We start from the raw sequence: 21,071 nt of genomic DNA, 5'->3' as shown, positions 1-21,071 counted from the left end.
TCCCGTAGGAGTTTTCCCATGTCATGGCAAAGCCCCATCGCGCCGGGCATCTCCTGGTATCAGGAAACCGTGGCCGAGCGGCCGGACTATCCGGCGCTCGACGGTTCCAGACAGACCTCCGTCGCCATTATCGGCGGCGGCTTCACCGGCCTGCAGGCCGCCTATAACCTTGCGACGTCCGGCGTCTCCGTCGTCGTGATCGAAGGCTGCCGCATCGGTGACGGCGCGTCCGGCCGCAATGGCGGCCAGTTCGGCACCGGCCAGCGCTCGTCGCCCGACGAACTCGAGGAGGAACTCGGCTTCGAACGCTCCAAGGCGCTGTTCGACCTTGCCGAAAACGCCAAGAAATACGTGCTCGACTTTGCCGCCGAACACCGCATCGACATGGAGTTCCTGCCGGGCCAGCTCTACGTCTCCCACAAGGCGGGCTACGAGCGTGAGTATCGCCAATCCGTGGAGACGACCGTTACCCGTTACGGCTATCCGCACATAAGCTTCATGGACGGCAAGGAGACGGCGGAGCGCGTCGGCTCCAAGCGCTTTTTCTGCGGCACCCGGGATACGGGCACCGGCCATATCCATCCGCTGAAACTGCTGGTCGGGCTCGCCCAAGCGGCGAAACAAGCCGGCGCCGAGATCTTCGAGATGACCAGGGCAACGTCGATCCGGCAATCCGCCGGCAAGACGCTGATCGAAACCCCGTCCGGCGCGATCACCGCCGAGCGGGTGCTGATCGCCACCAATGCCTATATCGAGAACCTCGAGCCGGTGACCGCCGCACACGTCATGCCGATCCGCTCCTTCATCGGCGCGACCGTGCCGCTCGACAAGTTCCCGGACGTCATTCCGGGCTCGGAAGCGATCGCCGATTCCCGTTTCGTGGTGCGCTACTGGCGCAAGACGCGCGACGGGCGCCTGCTGTTCGGCGGGCGGGAGGCCTATACGTCGGACACCCCGGGCGACATCTCATCCCACATCAGGCGGCAGATCGCCGAGATCTATCCGGGACTTCGCGACATCGAGATCACCCATGCCTGGGGCGGCTCCGTTGGCATCACCCTGCCCCGCAAGCCGTTTGCGCGAGAGGTGATGCCAGGCGTGATGTCGATCGGCGGCTATTCCGGCCACGGCGTCATGCTGTCAAATTACTGTGGCAAGCTTTATGCAGATTCGATCACAGGAAAGACCGGCGAACTCGATCTTTTGAAGGACCTGAAGATCCCGCCCTTCCCCGGTGGCGCGAAGTTCCGCAGTCCGCTGCTGTTCCTTGCGCTCACATGGTATGCACTGCGGGATAGATTCTGATTTTTTCGCACTTGCGTGCTTTTCAGGCTCGGGACCACTGGCTTTTTTAAATCGATTAGATTAGAAACGAAACCGACAGTGCCGAGAAAGAGAAGCCCGCATGAGCAGTCAGATCATTCCCGTGGAACCCTTTGACTATGTCGTCTTCGGCGGCACCGGCGACCTTGCCGAGCGCAAGCTCCTGCCGGCGCTCTATCACCGGCAGCTCGCCGGCCAGTTGACCGAGCCGACCCGCATCATCGGCGCGTCGCGCACGCCGATGACCGACGAGGAATACCGCAAGTTCGCGGTGGACGCCCTGAAGGAGCATCTTCGGCCCGATGAATTCGACGATGCCGAGGTGGCAAAATTCAGCGCCCGCATCTTCTATGTTTCCGTCGACGCCAAGTCGAACGACGGCTGGGACAAGCTGAAGGCGCTGCTCGACAGCGGCAAAGACCTGGTTCGCGCCTTTTATCTGGCAGTTTCTCCCGCGATCTTCGGCGACATCGCCGACAAGATCCGTGATTTCAAGCTCATCACCAAATCCACCCGCATCGTCGTCGAAAAGCCGATCGGCCGCGATCTCGCCTCGGCAGAAGCGCTGAACGACACCATCGGCAAGGTTTTCAAGGAAGAGCAGATCTTCCGCATCGACCACTATCTCGGCAAGGAAACGGTGCAGAACCTTATGGCGCTGCGTTTTGCCAACGCGCTCTACGAGCCGTTGTGGAACTCCGCCCATATCGACCACGTGCAGATCACGGTCGCAGAATCCGTCGGCCTCGAGGGTCGCGTCACCTATTACGACAAGGCCGGCGCGCTGCGTGACATGGTGCAGAACCATATCTTGCAGCTTCTCTGCCTTGTGGCGATGGAAGCGCCCCACTCGATGGACGCGGAAGCCGTTCGCGACGAAAAACTCAAGGTCCTGCGTTCGCTGAAGCCGATCACCTCGGCGAATGTCGAGAAATTCACCGTGCGCGGACAGTACAAGGCCGGCGCTTCCGCGGGCGGCCCGGTCAAGGGCTATACGGAAGAGCTGGAAGCGGCCTCCGACACAGAGACCTTCGTCGCCATCAAGGCGGAGATCAACAACTGGCGCTGGGCGGGCGTCCCCTTCTACCTGCGCACCGGCAAGCGCCTGGCGAGCCGCGTTTCCGAAATCGTCATCGCGTTCAAGCCCATCCCGCACTCGATTTTCGACGAGGCAGCGGGCCGTATCGAGGCCAACAAGCTGGTCATCCGCCTGCAGCCCGATGAAGGCGTCAAGCAATGGCTGATGATTAAGGACCCGGGCCCCGGCGGCATGCGGCTTCGCCATGTCTCGCTCGACATGAGCTTCGCGCAGGCCTTCGACGTGCGCAATGCCGATGCCTATGAGCGCCTGCTGATGGATGTCATCCGCTCCAACCAGACACTCTTCATGCGCCGCGACGAGGTCGAGGCGGCGTGGAAATGGGTCGATCCGATCCTCAAGGGCTGGGAAGAACTCGGACAGCGCACCCAGGGCTATACCGCCGGGACCTGGGGGCCGAGCCAGGCGATCGCTCTCATCGAACGCGACGGCCGGACGTGGCACGAAAATGACTAGGAACGGGCTGATGGCACATCGCATGCACGCCTTCGAGACCCGTCCGGCGCTCGCGGAAGCGCTGGCGAACCGGGTGACCAAGGCGCTCGAAGCGGCAATCGAACTCAAGGGCTCGGCAACCATCGCCGTATCCGGCGGTTCCACGCCGAAGGCTTTCTTCGAGGTGCTGTCCGGCAAGCCGGTCGAATGGGACAAGGTGACGATTACCCTCGTCGACGAACGTTTCGTGCCGGCCGACAATTCGCGTTCCAACCATCTGCTGCTTTCCACCCATCTGCTCAAGGGGCCGGCGGCGGCAGCGCGCGTATTGCCGCTTTATCACGACGCCGCCTCCATTGAAGAGGCGGCCATCATTGCAACCGGCGAGGCGAGATCGCTCGGCGCGCCCTTCGATGCCGTGATCCTCGGCATGGGCAATGACGGCCACACCGCATCCTTCTTTCCCGGCGGCGACCATCTGGCCGAGGCACTCGATCTTTCTCTGCCGCGCCGCGTCATGACCATGGAAGCCGAAGGTGCCGGCGAACCCCGCCTCACCTTCTCCTTCTCCGCTCTTTACGATGCCCGTTTCCTCGCGCTTCATATCGAGGGGGCGGAAAAGAAGGCCGTTCTGGACAAGGCCCTTGCCGGCAGCGACGAAAACGAGATGCCGATCCGTGCCGTACTTGGCCGGTCAGCGACGAAACCCGATATCTACTGGGCTCCCTGAGACATCAGGACAGCCAAAAGCCGTCCGTAAGCGGATACTAACCAATCTGACCCGGAAAGCCGGGCCTTGCGTGGCTGAAAGCGCCCGAGCGCGCGCCGCGCGTCACGACAGGAGGATTGTCCGATGAGTGCCGACAGCCGTATCGAAGCCATTACCCGCCGCATCGTCGAGCGTTCGAAGCCGACCCGCGAGGCCTATCTCGACCGCGTGCGCGCCCAGATTTCCAAAGGGGTGCATCGCTCGGTTCTATCCTGCGGCAATCTCGCCCATGGCTTCGCCGTCTGTTCCCCCGGGGACAAGGCCGCGCTTTCCGGCGACCAGGTTCCCAATCTCGGTATCATCACCGCCTATAACGACATGCTTTCGGCCCACCAGCCGTTCGAGACCTATCCCGCCCTGATCCGCAAGGCGGCCCACGAGGCTGGCGGCGTGGCGCAGGTCGCGGGCGGCGTGCCCGCCATGTGCGACGGCGTCACCCAGGGCCAGCCGGGCATGGAGCTTTCGCTTTTCTCCCGCGACGTGATCGCCATGGCGGCCGGCATCGGGCTTTCGCACAACATGTTCGACGCCGCCGTCTTCCTCGGCGTCTGCGACAAGATCGTGCCCGGCCTTGTGATCGCGGCGCTGACCTTCGGCCACCTCCCCTCCGTCTTCATTCCCGCGGGACCGATGACATCGGGGCTTCCGAACGACGAGAAGTCGCGCATCCGCCAGCTTTATGCAGAAGGCAAGGTCGGCCGCGCCGAACTTTTGGAAGCGGAATCGAAATCCTATCACGGTCCCGGCACCTGCACCTTCTACGGCACCGCGAACTCCAACCAGATGCTGATGGAGATCATGGGCTTTCACATGCCCGGCGCCTCCTTCATCAATCCCAATACGCCTCTGCGCGACGCGCTGACCCGCGAGGCTGCGAAGCGCGCACTGGCGATCACCGCACTCGGCAACGAGTTCACGCCGGCCGGCGAGATGATCGACGAACGCTCAATCGTCAACGGCGTGGTCGGCCTGCATGCCACCGGCGGCTCGACCAACCACACGCTCCACCTCGTCGCCATGGCGCGTGCGGCCGGTATCCAGCTCACCTGGCAGGATATTTCCGACCTTTCGGACATCATCCCCCTGCTCGCCCGCGTCTATCCGAACGGTCTTGCCGACGTGAACCATTTCCACGCTGCCGGCGGCATGGGCTTCCTCATCAAGCAACTCCTCAAGGCCGGCTACCTGCATGACGACGTGCGCACCGTCTTCGGTCAGGGACTTGCCGCCTACACCATCGATCCGCAGCTCGGCGAGGACGGCACCGTGGTTCGCCAGCCGGCGCCTGAGGAGAGCGCCGATCCGAAGGTGCTCTCCCGCATCGAGGCCCCGTTCCAGCCGAATGGCGGCCTGAAGATGCTGACCGGCAATCTCGGCAAGGCGGTCATCAAGATCTCGGCGGTCAAGCCGGAACGCCATGTCGTCGAGGCGCCGGCCATCGTCTTCCACGACCAGCAGGAGCTGCAGGATGCCTTCAAGGCCGGCAAGCTCGACCGCGACTTCATTGCCGTCGTCCGCTTCCAGGGACCGAAGTCGAACGGCATGCCGGAACTGCATCGCCTCACCCCGCCGCTCGGCGTGCTGCAGGACCGCGGCCATAAAGTGGCGCTGGTCACCGACGGCCGCATGTCAGGCGCGTCCGGCAAGGTGCCGGCCGCGATCCATGTCACCCCGGAGGCCGTCGATGGCGGCGCCATCGCGAAGATCAGGGACGGCGACATGATCCGGCTCGATGCCATTGCCGGTACGCTGGAAGTGCTGGTCGATGCTGCCGAGTTTGCCGCGCGTGCGCCCGCCACTCCGGATCTCTCGGGCAACGAATTCGGCCTCGGACGCGAACTTTTCGCACCGCTCCGCCGCGTTGCCGGCGCTGCCGATATGGGCGCCAGCGTTCTCTACTGAGCGCGTCTCATTGCCTTTGAAATTCCTGGCTAGAGCCCGGAGACGAGACATCGTTTCCAGGCTTTGCGCGTCTGGTACCGCTTGGCCGCCGCCTGGCGCCATCGCGGCGCACCAGGCGACAGCACCGAAATCGGGTCAGCCGAAGGCCACGCAGACGAGATAGGTCAGCCACGCAATCACCGCCGCAGCCGGAAGCGTCACGATCCAGGCGATCACGATATTGCCGGCAATGCCCCAGCGTACTGCGGAAACGCGGCGCGCGGCGCCCACGCCGACGATGGCACCGGTGATGGTGTGGGTTGTCGAAACCGGAATGCCGAGCCATGTCGCACCGAACAGTGTCAGCGCGCCGCCGGTCTCCGCGCAGAAGCCCTGCATCGGATTGAGACGAGTGATCTTCGACCCCATGGTGTGGACGATGCGCCAGCCGCCGAAGAGTGTGCCGAGCGCCATGGCCGTCTGGCAGGAAATCACCACCCAGAAGGGCACATAGAAGGTGTCGCCGAGGTAGCCCTGCGAAAACAGGAGCACGGCGATGATGCCCATGGTCTTCTGGGCGTCATTGCCGCCATGGCCCAGCGAATAAAGCGAGGCTGAGACGAATTGCATGACGCGGAAGGCCCGGTCGACGGCAAAGGGCGTCTGGCGCACGAAAATCCACGAGACGATCAGCACCAGAACCAGCGCCAGAAAGAAACCGATTGTCGGCGACATGAAGATCGCGGCCACGGTCTTGCCGAGGCCGTAAAAGACGATCGCAGCGCTGCCGCTCTTGGCCAGCCCGGCACCGACGAGACCACCGACCAGCGCGTGCGAGGAACTGGACGGGATGCCGAAGACCCAGGTGACGATGTTCCAGACGATCGCGCCGACGAGGGCGGCAAAGATCACCTGCGGGCTGACGATCGCAGGATCGATGATCCCGGTTCCGAGCGTTTCCGCCACATGCAGGCCGAAGAACATGAAGGCGATGAAATTGAAGAAGGCGGCCCAGCCGACGGCGAACTGGGGGCTCAGCACGCGCGTCGAGACGATCGTGGCGATCGAATTGGCGGCATCGTGCAGGCCGTTCAGGAAATCGAAGAAGAGCGCCACGCCGACGAGAGCGATCAGCAGAGGCAAAGCAAGCGTGGCGTCCATCAGACGTTCTCGATCACGATGCCGCTGATCTCGTTGGCGACGTCCTCGAAGCGGTCGACCACCTTCTCCAGCTCGCCATAGATCTCGCTTCCGATCAGGTAGGCCATGGGATCGCTGGAGCCGTAACGCTTGAACAACTCCTTCAGGCCCTTCTCGTAAAACTCGTCGGAACGCCCCTCGACGCGCATGACCTCCTCGGCGATTTCGCTGAGGCGATGGGCATTGGCGCCGATCCTGTTGAGCAGAGGAATGGCCTCGGAAATCAGTCGGGCGCATTCGGCGATCATGACTCCAATCTCGCGCATGCCCGGCTCAAAGCTCGACTGTTCATAGAGGCGGATGGTTTTGACCGTCTTCTGCATCATATCGATCGCGTCATCCATTGACTGGATCAGATCCTTGATGTCGCCCCGGTCGAAGGGAGTGATGAAACTACGGCGGACGGCCTGCAGAACCTCACGGGTAATACCGTCGGCCTCGTCTTCGAGATCGATGATCTTCTGGCCGTGAGCCTCGATGTCACCTTCGCCGGCGAGCAGATCCTTCAGCGCATTGGCCGCCCCTACCACCGTGCGCGTATGGCGCTCGAAAAGAATGAAGAATCCGTCCTCACGGGGAAGAAGCTTTTTGAACAGGCTTATCATGCATTCGTATCCAATCGGTCATATCCCGTGGAGGGACTGTCATAAAAGTGTCATAAATGAAAGAAGAAGGCTGCAAAAGCTGGAAATTCAAGATAATCGTGGACTGTCATAAAGCCGCCATCGCCGCCCGTTCCAGCTTACCGTTCGAGATCCGTTGCCCAAGAAAAAGACCTTCCTGATGAAGCTTGCCGAGACAGGCGGTCCGCTCTTTACGGCGAAGTGGCTCGAGCAGTATGCGGCGATCTGCTTCCGTCGCTCGCCCGAAACGGGAGCGTTCGAGGTCTTGCTGATTACCGCGCGGGGATCGGGACGGTGGGTGATCCCGAAGGGCGGTCCGATGAAGGGAAAGACGCCCCGCGAAGTGGCGGCCCAGGAGGCTTTCGAGGAAGCAGGCGTCAGGGGCAAGGTCGGCAAGAAGCCACTCGGCCGCTATAGCTATGTCAAGCGGCTGGACAATGGCGAAAACCTTCCCTGCATCGTCGAGGTCTTCACGCTGGAGACGGTTTCCGTCGCCGAGGCCTTCAAGGAACAGGGCCAGCGGCAGGCCGTGTGGGTGCGTCTTGCCGAGGCCGGCAGCTATGTCGAGGAGCCGGAATTGCGCGGCCTGTTTGCCAAGCTCGAAACCCGCCTGCGCAAGATCCCGCCGGATACCGCCTGAGGCAATCCGCCAAGATCTCCCATGCAAAAGGCGCGGACAGGGCCCGCGCCTTTCATCGTTTCGGAGACTGCCGGTTCAGGCCCTGCCGCCATTGCGGCGGGCATCGATGCTGACCGGCCCCGGACCGGCCGCCACCAGATAGAGAAAGATGAAGCAGAACAGGATAGCCGCCACGCCGCCGTTCTGGGAGGGGAAGACGCTCTGCGGAAAATGCGCGATGAAATAGGCGAAGGCCATCAGGCCGGAGAGAATGAAGGCCGCCGCCCGGCTCATGAAGCCGATCAGCAGCAGGAAGCCGAGCGTCAGTTCGAAAAGGCCGGCGATCCATGGCAGCGACAAGACCGGCGGCACGCGTTCGGCCACGGGAAAATGCAGGATTTTCTGGGTTCCGTAGCTGAACAGCACGAGCGCGGAAACGATGCGCAGCAGGCTGAGAAGATAGGGGCTGGCCTGGTCTAGTCTTTGCTTCACGAGGGAAGGCTCCTTGATGTTGATGGACGGAGGGGAGAAACTCCGGGATGGGCAAGCCTTCCGATATCCCATCCGCCGCGTCGCTCAACACACGTTCGCCCACCGGAAATCACGTTCCGGTGAGCTTTCGCGGGCGGTGGATAATTTCATGCGGCGGCTGGCACGGGCCGCTGCTTTACGCCGAGAAGAATGCCGATTGCCGCGACCACCAGCACCAGACTGCTGGCGATGAAGACACCGGCCACACCGTTTGCATCGAAGATGATGCCACCGAGCGCGGCCCCCATGGCAATGGAGAACTGGATCGCCGCGACCAGCAAGCCGCCGGCGCTTTCCGCCTCATCCGGAACATTGCGCGCAAGCCAGGTGGACCAGGCCACCGGCACGCCGCCGAAGACCAGACCCCAGAGGGCAACGATGATCGCGTTGACGGCAAACGACGTGTCGCCTGCAACCAGCACAAAGCCCATGCCCGCCATCAGGAGCGGCATCAGCGTCAGGGTGAGCCGCAGGCTGTAGCCGATCAGCGGGCCGGCCGCGAGCGTGCCGAGGAAATTGGCGAGCCCGAAGCCGAGCAGCACGGAGGACACGACCTCAATGCCGCCCCCATCCGTTTCCAAGAATGGCCGCAGATAAGTGAAGAACGCGAAGTGTCCGGCAAAGACCAGCGTCGCCGTAACGATGCCGAGCGCGATGCCCGGACGGGCCAGCACGTCAATGAAGACACGCAGGCTTGCAGCACCCGTCGGCCTGAGCTTCGGCAGCGACAGGAACTGCATGACCAGGGCGACGAGACCCAGCCCCGCAGCGAGCACGAACACCGCACGCCAGCCGGCCAGCGCACCGAGATAACTGCCGAGCGGTGCGGCGGCGACGGTCGCGGCGGAGACGCCGCTGAAGATCATCGACAGCGCCCGCGGCACCAGCACGGGCGGCACCAGCCGCATGGTCACCGCCGTTGCCATTGCCCAGAAGCCGCCGATCGCTGCCCCGAGCAGCACCCGGCCGATCAAAAGCAGCGTCAGCCCGGGGGCAAAGGCGACCAGAAGATTGGAGAGGATCAGAAGGAGGGAGAAGAACATCATCAGGTGCCGCCGGTCGACGCCGCGGGCGACCGGCGCGATGAGCAGGCTGGCGATCATGCCGACCACGGCCGTCGCCGTTACCGCCTGCCCCGCCGCTCCCTCGGTAACGTTCAGTTCGGCCGCAATCGGTGTCAGAAGGCTTGCCGGCAGGAATTCCGCCGTCACCAGCGAAAAGACGCCGAGCGCCATGGAAACGACCGCCGCCCAGGCCGGCTTTTCCGCACCGCCTCCAGCGCCGGATTGTTCGAATGTAGGGTTCATCGGTTTGTCCTTGGATTGGGCGTTTCCGGCAGTAATGCTTGACGGTTTTGCCTGCCGGAAACGGCATGAACAAAGGGATGGAGCGCTTCCGGACGACGGATGTTTCGGCCGGCGATGCTCCAGGTGAATGATGCAGCGCAGAATTTATGCTGGACTCTCCGGACGATCCATGTCACAAACTCCGCAATGTTTGATCGAAAGTCTGAAAATCCGGCAGCATCGGCCGGCGCCTACCCTGATCCGGATCTCGTGAGCGAATTGCTCATGGGCATGCGGTTGGTTGGCCTCGAATACCGGCGGATCGAAGCCACCCCGCCCTTCGGCCTCGCGTTCGGCGAGGTGGAGGGCCGCGCCCAGTTTCATTTCATCGCCCGCGGTCCGGTTTACCTGCGCATGCCGGGTGGCCTGCTTCACACGATGGAGACCGGCTCCGCCGTGCTCCTGCCGCGCGGCGGGCCCCACGCACTCGTCTCGTCATGCGACATCGCATGCCAGGACGTTCGCGCGCTGGAGTCAAAGCCGATCTGCGCCAGCGTGAGCACGATCAAGGCTTGCGATAACGAAGCCTGCGGCAGCGACGGGCGCATTCTCGTCTTCAGCGGTTGCATGGAATTCGACCTTGGCGGCCTTCATCCGCTCGTGGGGATGATGCCGGAAGTCATGCTGGTCGGCACGCTGTCGGACCGCTATCCGGAAATCCTGCCTATGCTGGAGGCGATGGAACGCGAGACAAGGACCGCACGCGCCGGCTTTGCCGGCATTCTCGCGCGGCTTGCCGATGTGGTCGCGGCCTTCATCGTGCGCGCCTGGGTCGAATGCGGCTGCGGCGATGCCACGGGCTGGATCGCGGCCTTGCGCGACCCACGGCTCGGGCGCGTGCTGGTTGCTCTTCACAATGCGCCGGGCCATGACTGGACCGTCGCCGAACTGGCGGAACGGATGGGCGCCTCGCGCTCCGTCTTCGCGGAACGCTTTCTGGAAGTGACGGGCATGACGCCGGTGCGCTACCTGACGGAGTTGCGCATGCGGCTCGCCTCCCAGTGGATCGCCAGGGACCGCATGCCTATCGAGACGGCGGCGCTGCGCCTCGGCTACGGTTCGCAGGCCGCCTTCAGCCGTGCCTTCAAGCGCGTCATGGGCCATCCGCCCCGAAGCTTCGCCTCTGCCGCCGCGGCCGGCGCCGTCTGATCGGCACGTTCCTTCCCCGCTGGCGCGCATTTGTTGATTTCGGTCATTAAGACATTAGACACCTTGTTTATTTAAGGTATCGCTTACGTGATGTTGGGGGAAGGAACGGCTGGCGGTGCCGTTTCATCCAGCTGTGCATTGCTGACCGGACGCATTGCTTGGTGAACGCGGCGGCCTGTCGTCGGTAACATTGCATCCTTGGGGGACTTGCAGGACATGTTCGGAATGACCAATAGCGGCACCCGTGCCCGCATCGAAGCGCTGGAAGCGATCTCGGCGAATATCATGATCGCCGACGACGCGCTCAACATCATCTATATGAACGGCGCCGTCCGTAACCTTCTCAAGGATGCGGAAAGCGATCTCAAGAAGGAATTGCCCGCCTTCGAATTCTCAAAACTGATCGGCAGCAATATCGACGTCTTCCACAAGAACCCGTCGCACCAGCGCAACATGCTGGCTGGTCTTCAGAAAACGCACAAGGCGACCATTCGGGTCGGCATTCATGCCTTCGACCTGATCGTGACGCCTCTGAAGCGCGGTTCGAAAAACGAGGGGTTCGTCGTCGAATGGGCCAATGCCAGGGAACGGCTGCAGAATCTGGATTTCCAGAACCAGATCGAAGCCATCAGCCGCGTCCAGGCGGTCATCGAATTCTCCCCCGACGGCACGGTGCTCACGGCCAATGACAACTTCCTCAATGCCCTCGGCTATACGATCGACGAGATCAGGGGCCGGCATCACAGCATGTTTGTCGCGCCCGATTACGCCGCGAGCCCGCAATATCAGGAATTCTGGACGGCGCTCAGAAGCGGAAAGTTCCAGGTGGACGAATTCCTGCGCCTCGGCAAGAACGGCAGGAAAGTGGTCATAAATGCTTCCTACAATCCGATCTTCGACGAGAAAGGCAATGTCGCCAAGGTCGTGAAGTTCGCGACGGATGTCACCGAGCGCGTCCATGCCGTCAATACGATCGGCGACGGCCTCAACAAGCTTGCCTCCGGCAATCTCGCCTTCCGGATCGAGCAGCCTTTCGGCGCTGATTTCGAAAGCCTGCGCAACAATTTCAACGATGCAGTCACGCAGCTTGCCGATGCGCTCGGTTCAGTTTCCCGGGCGACCGGGCAGATCGATGCCGGCAGCCGCGAGATCAGCCGCAGCGCACAGGATCTGTCGAAACGTACCGAACAGCAGGCCGCCTCGCTCGAGGAGACCGCCGCAGCACTGGACGAGATCACGGTCAACGTCAAGAACGCATCCGCGCGGGCGGAAGAGGCGCGCCACGCAGCAGCGACCGCCAATTCCAGCGCCGTCCATTCCGGCACGGTCGTCGCCGATGCAATGAGTGCCATGGCGCGCATCGAGCAGTCGTCCAACCAGATTTCCAGCATTATCGGCGTGATCGACGAGATCGCCTTCCAGACCAACCTTCTGGCGCTCAATGCAGGCGTCGAGGCGGCTAGAGCGGGCGAGGCCGGCAAGGGCTTCGCCGTCGTCGCGCAGGAGGTGCGGGAACTCGCCCAGCGTTCGGCGCAGGCTGCCAAGGAAATCAAGGACCTGATCAGCAAATCCTCCGAGGAGGTTAAGAGCGGCGTGACGCTCGTCAGCGAAACGGGCGAGGCGCTCCGCACCATTCAGGGCAATATCCTCACGGTCAACCAGCATATGGAAGCGATCGCCAACGCCTCCCGAGAGCAGGCGACCGGCCTTTCCGAAGTCAACACGGCCGTCAACCAGATGGACCAGATGACCCAGCAGAATGCTGCGATGGTCGAGGAAAGCACCGCCGCCAGCGCGGCGCTCAGCCGGGAAACGGATAGCCTTCGCCAACTCGTCTCCCGCTTCGAACTCGGGGCGACGTTTGCGCAAACCGGCGCCGGCCCGGCGAGCTGGTCGTCGCGATCCGATCGGGCACCGGCCGAACAACCTCGCTCCGTCTCCCGCCCGGCTGTCATGACCCGAGGCAACACCGCCCTGAAGACCGACGACTGGCAGGAGTTCTGACCCCGGCGACCGCTTCGCTGCCCGTCGCGGAGTTCCCCCTTATAACTTCCTCAACAACGTGTTGGGGAAGTTATTAAGGTCCCGGCAGGGGATGACGAGGCCGCACTTCCCACCTTACCTTTTGCAGACGGCAAGACGCCATCCAGTTCTTCACCATCTTCCACGCTTTCCCACAAAATCCCTATCCCGATCTTCCATGCCCGCAATCGCCCCGTTCGCTCGCGGATGGACCCGGTGTGCATGTCCGGCGAGGCGGGGCACCGTGGTCCGGGCGTCCAGCGATGAAAATCGCAGCCCGATGGACGGAAAATCCTGCCTCCGGAACAGAGGGACCGAAGTCGCGGGCATAACCACCGAACGGGGGTGGAATACCCATTCGCCTCCCCCGGTCAGGGGAGGCGGCGTTCCCGGGGCGCTTCAATCAACGCGCAATCAATAAAAGAAATCCCTTATTAATCTTGCATTCATATTCGAAATCATGAAATGGCGCTGCACGATCAGCCCGCTCGTCGGTCGGGGCCGGGATATCCTAAAAGGGGAAGCCGTCGGCGGCTGGGATGCAACAGAACAGAACCAGTTCCAGAAGGAAAGCAGAATGAACCATATCGCGAAAATTGCGGCTTGTGCGGCGGCCCTTGCCATTGTCGCGTCGATACCGGTCGGCGGCAGTCTCGGCACGATCTCCCCGGCCTTCGCCGGCAACGGCAATGGCGGCGGCAATGGAGGCGGAAACGGCGGTGGCAACGGGGGTAACAACGGGGGCGGCAAAGACAACAGCAACCGCTCCGACAAGGCCGCAGACAAGAACACCAAAAGCGCCGACAAGACGAAGGTTCCGAAGACCGGCACCGAGGTCGATCTCGGACCGCTCAACGCCGCGCATGCATCGCCGACCGCCCGGCTGAACGCGGCACCGAACTCGGCTGTCGGCAAAATCGCAGCCTATGAGCAGGCCCGTGCCGCCGCCCTTGAACTCAGCGATCCGGCAGCCCAGGACGCGGCTCTTCAGACCGCGGTCGACAACCTCGAAACCGCTTTCGGTCGCACTTTCAGCGTCGAGCAAATCGAAGCGCTGAACTCCCTGCTTGACGCAGGCTGACGGCGAACAGCCCTTTCCCTCAGGAGAAGTTTCCGACTTCGGACGGCGCAGGCAAACCCTGCGCCATTCTCACATCATCGCCACATATTTCGGCAATTCGGCCATGCGAGGCACGACGATCAGCGTCTTGACATCGCCACGCTTGAAGGCCTTGAGGAAGCGGTTGTAATCCTCGAACACCACGCAGCCGGACGAGTCGCCGCGGGTACGCAGCAGGTAGGTGTGGGTCAGGAAGCCGTCGCGACCGTACATCTTTGCATCGCCGACAGGGGTCATACGGATCGCCTCGATCCCGTGAAAGCGGGCTTCGCGCATGCGCAGGCTGTAGACATTCGGCGGAGTCGGGCCTCGGTTCTTGATATGCACGAAGCGGGGATCGTCACGCATATGGGCGCGGCCGGAATGGGCCTCGAGCTTCTCGCCGTTCGGCATGTGCACGATACCGGCCGAGATATCGTAAACGGCAACGCCGCGTCCCGGCAGCTTCGGTTTACGCGAAAAGAGCGAGGGACGATCCTCCTCGTCGTCCATGACGAGCGGATTGCTGGGCTTGGCGTAGGCAAGTTCGACGGTCGCCGGCTTTTCCCTGAGAACCGCGGGCTTTGCCGGGGCCACGGCCGGCCTGCCGGGCTTTGCCGTCGGCATCGGGCCACCATCGGGCAGTTCCTCGTGATCGGCTTCGGCCGGTTCCGACAGGAGTTCGACGAAAGGTTCCTCGCGGGGGTCGGCGCCCAGCGGAACAACGTCCCTGGCCGGCATGGGGGCTGCATAAGCGAGGGCGGCTTCGCTCGCCGACGCGGCATTCGGCGCGACAGAGGCGGTGACCACCGGGTCGGTCATCTGCGCGGCATTGCGCTTTTCGGCCTCGGAGGCGGCGGCAAGCTTGAGCGCCGTGCGCGCAGCGACTGCAGTCGCAAGCTCCTGCCGCAGGCCATCCAGCGCCTGCGGATTGTCCCGATAATTGAAGCCCACGAGTTCCAGGCGATCGGACTTGTCGACCGGCGCAAGCGCCATCGAGGCCGGCAGCATGAGGATGCCGGCTTCGTCGCTATCCTCGATTGCCGCGGCAAGCCTCGCGCGCGCTTCTTCCATCGCTGCAAAATTGATGCGGTTCGCCTCGGCGTCTGCCTGCCTGGCGGACTTGCGGTCGGCCCGTGGCGCAGGAACGGGCAAGAGCCGGGCGCTCTCAGCGCGAATGGCCGATGTCGAGGACGTGCCGGACGAAAACATCTGAACTGTAGCGATTGCCACTGTGGCCCAGAGTCCGAGCGCGACACCGACGCCGATGGTCGTCGGTGTTGCCCAGGCCTTCGGGCCCGGCGACTTACGGTTCGATGCACGGGGAGCGTTCATGCGGGACGCAATGCCACGCGAAACTGACTTGCTCGAGGACGCCATACTCTTACTCGCTACCAGAAGCCTCTCGTCGCCGGCGGTCGTCATGGCTCGCGCAGCGCTACACATCCCGGACGGAAGACCGTCGCCTTTTCCTGCGGCCGTCCCGATCCCTGCCGGACATGCTAAACAATGAAGAAACTTGGTAACCAAGAGGTTTACGGCACGCGATTTGTTGTTGCATGCCGCATGGGGCAGGAAGATGGCGGTCGTCCGCCACCTCCAGCTCCGATCGTCGGGAAAAGCGGAACCCTATCAGAAGGAGCGCGTCAGACCGCCGTCAACGCGGATGTTCTGGCCGGTGATATATCCGCCCCCCTCGGAGGCGAGGAAGGCGACGGTCGCGGCGACCTCGTCGGTCTTGCCGTAGCGTTTCATCGGAACGCTCTCGCGGCGTTCTTCGGTGCCCGGCAGGCTGTCGATCCAGCCCGGCAGGACGTTGTTCATGCGGACATTGTCGGCCGCATAGGTGTCGGCGAAGATCTTGGTGAAGGCGGCAAGGCCGGCGCGGGCAACGGCGGAGGTCGGGAACATCGCACTCGGCTCGAAAGCCCAGGCCGTCGAGATATTGATGATGACGCCCGATTTCTGCTTCTGCATGACCGGCGTCACCAGTCGGGTCGGGCGGACGACATTGAGCAAGTAGGTGTCGATGCCCTTGTGCCAGTCCTCGTCGCTAATCTCGAGAATCTGCGCGCGCGGACCGTGGCCGGCGCTGTTGACCAACACATCGATCCGGCCCCAGCGAGAAAGCGTCGCATCGACCAGGCGCTTCAGGTCGTCATTGGACTGGTTGGAACCGGTCACACCGAGACCGCCGAGTTCCTGAGCCAGGGCCTCGCCCTTGCCCGAGGAGGACAGGATCGCGACCTTGAAACCGTCGGCGGCGAGCCTTCTGGCGACGGCGGCTCCCATGCCGCTTCCGCCGGCGGTGATGATTGCGACTTTGTCAGACATGGTAATCTCCCTGCATCTGTCCGTGCGGGAGAATTTCGATATTCGCCCGGAAAGTCGAGTCAGAAAAGACGAAGGGCGATCAAGCAAAGCGAAAGGCCGGCAAGGCTTTCGCCCTACCGGCCGCATGGAACGAATGTCGGCGATGACTTACCAGGAGCGAACGTCGAGGACCTTGTCCTTATGCGCCGGATGGGTGGAGAAGATGAAGATACGGTCGAGTTCCTTCTGGCTCAGGAGGCGCAGGAAGCGGATCTCGGCGGTATTGTTTGCGAAGACCTTCATCAGCAGGCAGCCGATCTTGCTGATGCGCGCATCGGGAATGTCGAGATAGAACTGCTGCGGAAGGTTGTACTGGGTCAGAAGGCTGATGACCGCGCCCGACACCGAGATACGGATGATGTCACATCGGCGGGCCGCCATGTGCATCACGCCCTTCTCAGTGTATTCGATGCGCGCGGCATTCATCGTGTCCTCCATCGGAAACCGCGCTTCGCGGTCATACATGAAGGATTCTTCTCGCTTGAGGTAATTGGCTCGCATTTCCGTCCCGCCTGCATTTTCGGTTCTTGTTGAGGGAAATCTAGCAGCCGGAATTTAACAGAAGGTATTAAGAAAGGGCCGGAGTTAGCCCTGGAAGGGGTTCCGTCGCCGGCAGGGCAAACGGAACCTTACCTTCATCAGCCTCATTTTCGATAAGTGTGACCGTCCGCGTTAAACAAATGCAATTTCATGCGGTCGGCCGCGAAACGTAGGCGGTCACCCTTGGAGATCGCCACCGTGCCCGGCAGCTTGACGGTAATCGGCTCGCCCTCGACCGGGCCGTCGGCATAGATCAGCGTGACCTCGCCCAGCTGCTCGACGATGGAGACAGTGCCTTCGAAGAGATAGTCGTCACCGGTGACGATCGACAGATCCTCCGGCCGAACGCCGAAACTTGCCTTCTTGCCGGCATCGGTCTCAGGCGTGGCGATGTCGACGGAAACCGAGGTGCCGTCGAGCAGGGTTATCGTCGTCCGGCTGCCGCCGCTTGCGATCGTCGCGGGCATGATGTTCATCGCCGGGGAGCCGATGAAACGGGCGACGAACAGATTGGCCGGACGGTCGTAAAGCTCGAGCGGCGGGCCGACCTGCTCGATGCGGCCAGCCGAAAGCACGACGATACGGTCGGCAAGCGTCATCGCCTCGACCTGATCGTGGGTGACGTAGATCATCGTGGTATCGGGCATCGACTCGTTGAGCTTGGCGATTTCGATGCGGGTCGCAACACGCAGCGCCGCATCGAGGTTCGACAAGGGCTCGTCGAAGAGGAAGACCTTCGGATTGCGGCAGATCGCGCGGCCGATTGCCACGCGCTGCCGCTGACCGCCGGAAAGCGCCTTCGGCAACCGGTCCAGATAGGGCGTCAGCTGCAGGATTTCGGCCGCATTCTTCACGCGGCGCTCGATCTCCTCGCGGCTTTCACCGGCGATCCGCATGCCGAAGGCCATGTTGTCGTAAACCGTCATATGCGGATAAAGCGCATAGGACTGGAAGACCATGGCGATGCCGCGCCTGGAGGGCGGCACGTCGTTGACGACCTGTCCGTCGATAATCATCTCACCGCTGGTGATATCCTCCAGCCCGGCAATCATGCGCAGCAGCGTGGACTTGCCACAGCCGGAAGGACCGACGAAGACGACGAATTCGCCTTCCGCGATCTCCAGATCGATGCCGTGCAGAACCTTCACCTGCCCGTAGGTCTTGCGGATGTCCTTCAGAACGAGGCCCGTCATTGTCTTCCTCCCCAATCAGGCCCGGCGGGCGAAATATGCGCCCCAGGCCGGAAGTTCTATCCTGTTGTCCTTGACCGTGCTCGTAAAGCCATGCCCCTCCAGAGGCTGCCATGCGCCGACCGGAAGTCCGGCCGAGGCAGGGGCGGCGCTCATGTTGAAGACACAAAGCAGCGTCTCGTTGCCAAGCGTGCGGCTGTAGATGAGGACACCGCCCTCCTCCGGATAAAAGACGATATCGCCCTTGGCGAAAGCCGGATGCTGCCGGCGGAAGGCAAGAAACCGCCGGTATTGCTCGAGCACCGAATCCTCCCTGCCCTGCTGCGTGTCGACGGCCTTGATTACATGTTCGACCGGGATGGGGAGCCAGGTCTTTTCGGAGGTCGAAAAGCCCGCCTTGACGGCATGGCTGTCCCAGACCATCGGCGTGCGGCAGCCGTCACGCCCCTTGAATTCCGGCCAGAACTGAATGCCGTAGGGGTCCTGAAGATCCTCGAAAGCGATATCGGCTTCGGTGAGGCCCAGCTCCTCGCCCTCGTAGATGCAGGCCGAGCCGCGCTGGGTCAAAAGGATTGCGGCGAGTTGCTTAGCGAAGGCGTCGCGATCGACGACATCCGCCCCCCAGCGAGAGACATGGCGCACGACATCGTGATTGGAGAAGGCCCAGCAGGCCCAGCCTTCAGGTGCCGCCTTGGCGAAGGCCTGCTGCACCTCGGCGACGCGCGCCGGCGTCAGCGGATCGGGCGCCAGGAATTCGAAGGCGTAGCACATCTGCATCTTGTCGTTGCCGGAGGTGTATTCACCGACGATTTCCAGACCGCGCTGGCTGTCGCCGACCTCACCGACGGCGGCAATTGCCGGAAACTCCTCGAGCACGGCGCGGAAGCGCTTCAGGAACTCCAGGTTTTCCGGGCGGTTCTTGTCGTAGAGATGCTCCTGGAAATTATAGGGATTGACTGCCGGCGCGGTGGACGCATTGCGGCGTTCCGGCGCGAGCGCCGGGTTGTCGCGCAACAGCTTGTCATGGAAATAGAAGTTGATGGTGTCGAGACGGAAGCCATCGACACCGCGCTTCAACCAGAAGCGCACCGCATCCAGCACGGCATCCTGAACCTCGGGATTATGCATGTTGAGGTCCGGCTGGGAGGTCAGGAAGTTGTGCATGTAATACTGCATGCGGGTCGGGTCCCACTGCCACGCGGAACCGCCGAAGATCGACAGCCAGTTGTTCGGCGGCGTGCCGTCCGGCTTGGCATCGGACCACACGTACCAGTCCGAACGCGGATTGTTCTTGCTCGACCGGCTCTCGACGAACCAAGGATGCTGATCGGACGTGTGGGAAATCACGAGGTCGATCATGACGCGGATACCCAGGCGATGGGCCTCCGCGATCAGGCCGTCGAAATCGGCGAGCGTTCCGAACATCGGATCGACATCGACATAGTTGGAGACGTCGTAGCCGAAATCCTTCATCGGCGAGGTGAAGAAGGGCGAGATCCAGATCGCGTCGGCGCCGAGATCCGCAACATGCGACAGACGGGCCGTGATGCCCTTGAGGTCGCCGATTCCGTCATCGTTGGAATCCTGAAAGGAACGGGGATAGATCTGGTAGATCACGGCACCGCGCCACCAGTCCTTGTCGGGAGAAAGGGGCGATTGCATTTCAGCGGTCATGCTCTTTCCTTATGCAAAAACAACGTGTTCGAATTTCAAAGCAGCCGCGTCAGCCACCCTTGACCGAGCCCGCCAGCAGGCCGCGCACGAGGTAGCGCTGGAGCGCGAAAAAGACGATCAGCGGCACGATGATGGTGATGAAGGCCGAGGCCGTGAGGATTTCCCACTTGCCGCCGCGCGAGCCGAGAAGATTGACGAGCCGGCCGGTCAGGACCAGTTCGTCATTGCCGGTTCCGAGGAAGACCATGGCGACCAGCAGATCGTTCCAGGTCCAGAGGAACTGGAAAATGGCGAAGGAAGCGAGCGCCGGATAGGAGAGCGGCAACACGATCTTCGTGAAGATGGTGAAATCGGATGCGCCGTCGACGCGGGCCGATTCCATGATTTCCCGCGGCAGGCCGGCGATGTAGTTGCGCAGCAGATAGATGGCGAGCGGCAGGCCGAAACCCATATGGGCGAGCCATATGCCGAGATAGGTCTTGGACGGCACCCCGAACGCCGAGCCGATCCCGTTATACATCTTCAGCAGCGGGATGAGCGACATCTGCAGCGGTACGACCAGCAGGCCGACGATGACGGCGAGGATGAGCGACCTGCCGGGAAACCGCATCCAGGCAAGGGCGTAGGCCGCAAAGGCCGCGACCAGGATCGGAATGATAGTGGCGGGTATGGCGACCGTCAGCGAGTTGATGAAGGATTGCCCGATGCCTTCCGCCGTCAGGACGTTGCGATAGTTCTCAAGCGTGAAGCGCGGCGGAATGGCGGCCGTGTAGAAGATGCGCTGGCCGCGGCTTCCCTCGAAAGCCTTCGGCGAGACCAGGCGGAAATCGCCGTTCTCCTCGACCGTCAGTTGGACGCCGTCCTTCAGATCGGCGGCGGAACCGGCCGTGAAGGCCGCCGGCTCCTGGCTCGAGCTGCCGAACGCGCTGACCGTTCCCTGGCCGCCTTCGAAGACATTGCCTGATATGACGAAGGTTCCGTTTTCCTCGACCTGCTTCTCCGGCCCCGGCGCGCGATAAATAGCGTTCTGGGTGGAGGTCGAAAGCGCCGTCCACCAGCCGGAGGCGACGATCTGGTCCTTGTCGCGGATGGCGGAGATAAACAGGCCGGCCGTCGGCAGGGTCCAGAGCACGACAAGGAAAAGAACGGAAAGATGAACGGCCCACGTCAGCGGCGAACGAACACTGCCTTTATGCAT

The 21,071-nt window shown here is 62.5% G+C and carries 18 protein-coding genes; 8 read left to right on the top strand and 10 right to left on the bottom strand.

Features of this window, described 5'->3' with window-relative positions; genetic code table 11:
• The first annotated feature begins 18 nt into the window (after window positions 1-18).
• The 4 genes from ACLBKR_RS01700 (at window position 19) to edd (ending at window position 5,528) form a co-directional block, all read left to right on the top strand.
• Window positions 19-1,305 (top strand): NAD(P)/FAD-dependent oxidoreductase, encoded by a 1,287-nt coding sequence (locus ACLBKR_RS01700; RefSeq protein WP_414900390.1) that lies wholly within the window; start codon window positions 19-21, stop codon window positions 1,303-1,305.
• Between the two features lie 100 nt (window positions 1,306-1,405).
• Window positions 1,406-2,878 carry a glucose-6-phosphate dehydrogenase gene (gene zwf, locus ACLBKR_RS01695; protein ID WP_112828403.1) on the top strand — a complete coding sequence of 491 codons (1,473 nt, stop codon included), beginning with the start codon at window positions 1,406-1,408 and terminating at the stop codon, window positions 2,876-2,878.
• Window positions 2,879-2,888: 10 nt separating this feature from the next.
• A complete protein-coding gene (gene pgl, locus ACLBKR_RS01690; protein WP_414900388.1) occupies window positions 2,889-3,587 on the top strand; it encodes a 6-phosphogluconolactonase in 699 nt (232 codons plus the stop codon).
• A 123-nt stretch (window positions 3,588-3,710) separates the two neighbouring features.
• Complete coding sequence (edd, locus tag ACLBKR_RS01685) at window positions 3,711-5,528, top strand: phosphogluconate dehydratase (protein WP_113447363.1); 1,818 nt, start codon at window positions 3,711-3,713, stop codon at window positions 5,526-5,528.
• Window positions 5,529-5,663: 135 nt separating this feature from the next.
• On the opposite strand, the gene ACLBKR_RS01680 is transcribed toward edd, so the two are convergent.
• Both ACLBKR_RS01680 and ACLBKR_RS01675 read right to left on the bottom strand, forming a co-directional pair.
• Entirely contained in the window at window positions 5,664-6,668 is a 1,005-nt protein-coding gene (locus tag ACLBKR_RS01680) for an inorganic phosphate transporter (RefSeq protein ID WP_113447364.1), read from the bottom strand.
• A complete protein-coding gene (locus tag ACLBKR_RS01675; RefSeq protein ID WP_113447365.1) occupies window positions 6,668-7,312 on the bottom strand; it encodes a DUF47 domain-containing protein in 645 nt (214 codons plus the stop codon). Before ACLBKR_RS01675 ends, ACLBKR_RS01680 begins: the two co-directional genes overlap by 1 nt.
• Window positions 7,313-7,490: 178 nt before the next feature.
• Here ACLBKR_RS01675 and ACLBKR_RS01670 point away from each other — a divergent pair, with 178 nt between their 5' ends.
• Window positions 7,491-7,970, top strand: a complete 480-nt coding sequence (locus tag ACLBKR_RS01670; protein WP_112828434.1) for an NUDIX hydrolase — start codon at window positions 7,491-7,493, stop codon at window positions 7,968-7,970.
• A 75-nt stretch (window positions 7,971-8,045) separates the two neighbouring features.
• Here the strand turns inward: ACLBKR_RS01670 and ACLBKR_RS01665 are convergent, their stop codons facing one another.
• Together ACLBKR_RS01665 and ACLBKR_RS01660 are read right to left on the bottom strand one after the other, a co-directional pair.
• Window positions 8,046-8,441 carry a DoxX family protein gene (locus ACLBKR_RS01665; protein WP_244713223.1) on the bottom strand — a complete coding sequence of 132 codons (396 nt, stop codon included), beginning with the start codon at window positions 8,439-8,441 and terminating at the stop codon, window positions 8,046-8,048.
• Between the two features lie 146 nt (window positions 8,442-8,587).
• Complete coding sequence (locus ACLBKR_RS01660) at window positions 8,588-9,787, bottom strand: MFS transporter (protein WP_414900384.1); 1,200 nt, start codon at window positions 9,785-9,787, stop codon at window positions 8,588-8,590.
• Between the two features lie 186 nt (window positions 9,788-9,973).
• On the opposite strand from ACLBKR_RS01660, the gene ACLBKR_RS01655 reads away from it, so the two are divergent.
• The 3 genes from ACLBKR_RS01655 to ACLBKR_RS01645 all read left to right on the top strand — a co-directional run bounded on the left by ACLBKR_RS01655 (window position 9,974) and on the right by ACLBKR_RS01645 (window position 14,078).
• Window positions 9,974-10,975: an AraC family transcriptional regulator gene (locus tag ACLBKR_RS01655; RefSeq protein WP_113447371.1), complete on the top strand. Its 1,002-nt coding sequence runs from the start codon at window positions 9,974-9,976 to the stop codon at window positions 10,973-10,975.
• A 216-nt stretch (window positions 10,976-11,191) separates the two neighbouring features.
• On the top strand, window positions 11,192-12,979 hold the full coding sequence (locus tag ACLBKR_RS01650; RefSeq protein WP_113447367.1) for a methyl-accepting chemotaxis protein: 1,788 nt from the start codon (window positions 11,192-11,194) through the stop codon (window positions 12,977-12,979).
• A 595-nt stretch (window positions 12,980-13,574) separates the two neighbouring features.
• A complete protein-coding gene (locus ACLBKR_RS01645) occupies window positions 13,575-14,078 on the top strand; it encodes a Holotricin-3 precursor (protein WP_162757796.1) in 504 nt (167 codons plus the stop codon).
• A 69-nt stretch (window positions 14,079-14,147) separates the two neighbouring features.
• On the opposite strand, the gene ACLBKR_RS01640 is transcribed toward ACLBKR_RS01645, so the two are convergent.
• The 6 genes from ACLBKR_RS01640 to ACLBKR_RS01615 all read right to left on the bottom strand — a co-directional run bounded on the left by ACLBKR_RS01640 (window position 14,148) and on the right by ACLBKR_RS01615 (window position 21,071).
• Complete coding sequence (locus tag ACLBKR_RS01640; RefSeq protein ID WP_414900381.1) at window positions 14,148-15,431, bottom strand: DUF2778 domain-containing protein; 1,284 nt, start codon at window positions 15,429-15,431, stop codon at window positions 14,148-14,150.
• Between the two features lie 297 nt (window positions 15,432-15,728).
• Window positions 15,729-16,430, bottom strand: coding sequence for an SDR family oxidoreductase (locus tag ACLBKR_RS01635; protein ID WP_113425869.1), 702 nt, complete (start codon window positions 16,428-16,430; stop codon window positions 15,729-15,731).
• A 147-nt stretch (window positions 16,431-16,577) separates the two neighbouring features.
• On the bottom strand, window positions 16,578-16,970 hold the full coding sequence (locus ACLBKR_RS01630; protein ID WP_112828414.1) for a hypothetical protein: 393 nt from the start codon (window positions 16,968-16,970) through the stop codon (window positions 16,578-16,580).
• Window positions 16,971-17,113: 143 nt separating this feature from the next.
• Entirely contained in the window at window positions 17,114-18,202 is a 1,089-nt protein-coding gene (locus ACLBKR_RS01625; RefSeq protein WP_113425868.1) for a sn-glycerol-3-phosphate ABC transporter ATP-binding protein UgpC, read from the bottom strand.
• Between the two features lie 15 nt (window positions 18,203-18,217).
• Window positions 18,218-19,873, bottom strand: coding sequence for an alpha-glucosidase family protein (locus ACLBKR_RS01620; protein WP_113425867.1), 1,656 nt, complete (start codon window positions 19,871-19,873; stop codon window positions 18,218-18,220).
• 49 nt (window positions 19,874-19,922) lie between these two features.
• Window positions 19,923-21,071, bottom strand: coding sequence for a carbohydrate ABC transporter permease (locus ACLBKR_RS01615; protein ID WP_113425866.1), 1,149 nt, complete (start codon window positions 21,069-21,071; stop codon window positions 19,923-19,925).

Origin of the sequence: Paenirhizobium cremeum, from assembly GCF_047553425.1 — a bacterium.
Lineage (GTDB): Bacteria > Pseudomonadota > Alphaproteobacteria > Rhizobiales > Rhizobiaceae > Allorhizobium > Allorhizobium cremeum.
Note: the sequence above shows the minus strand (reverse complement) of the source record. Positions and strands in the feature narration are given on the sequence as shown.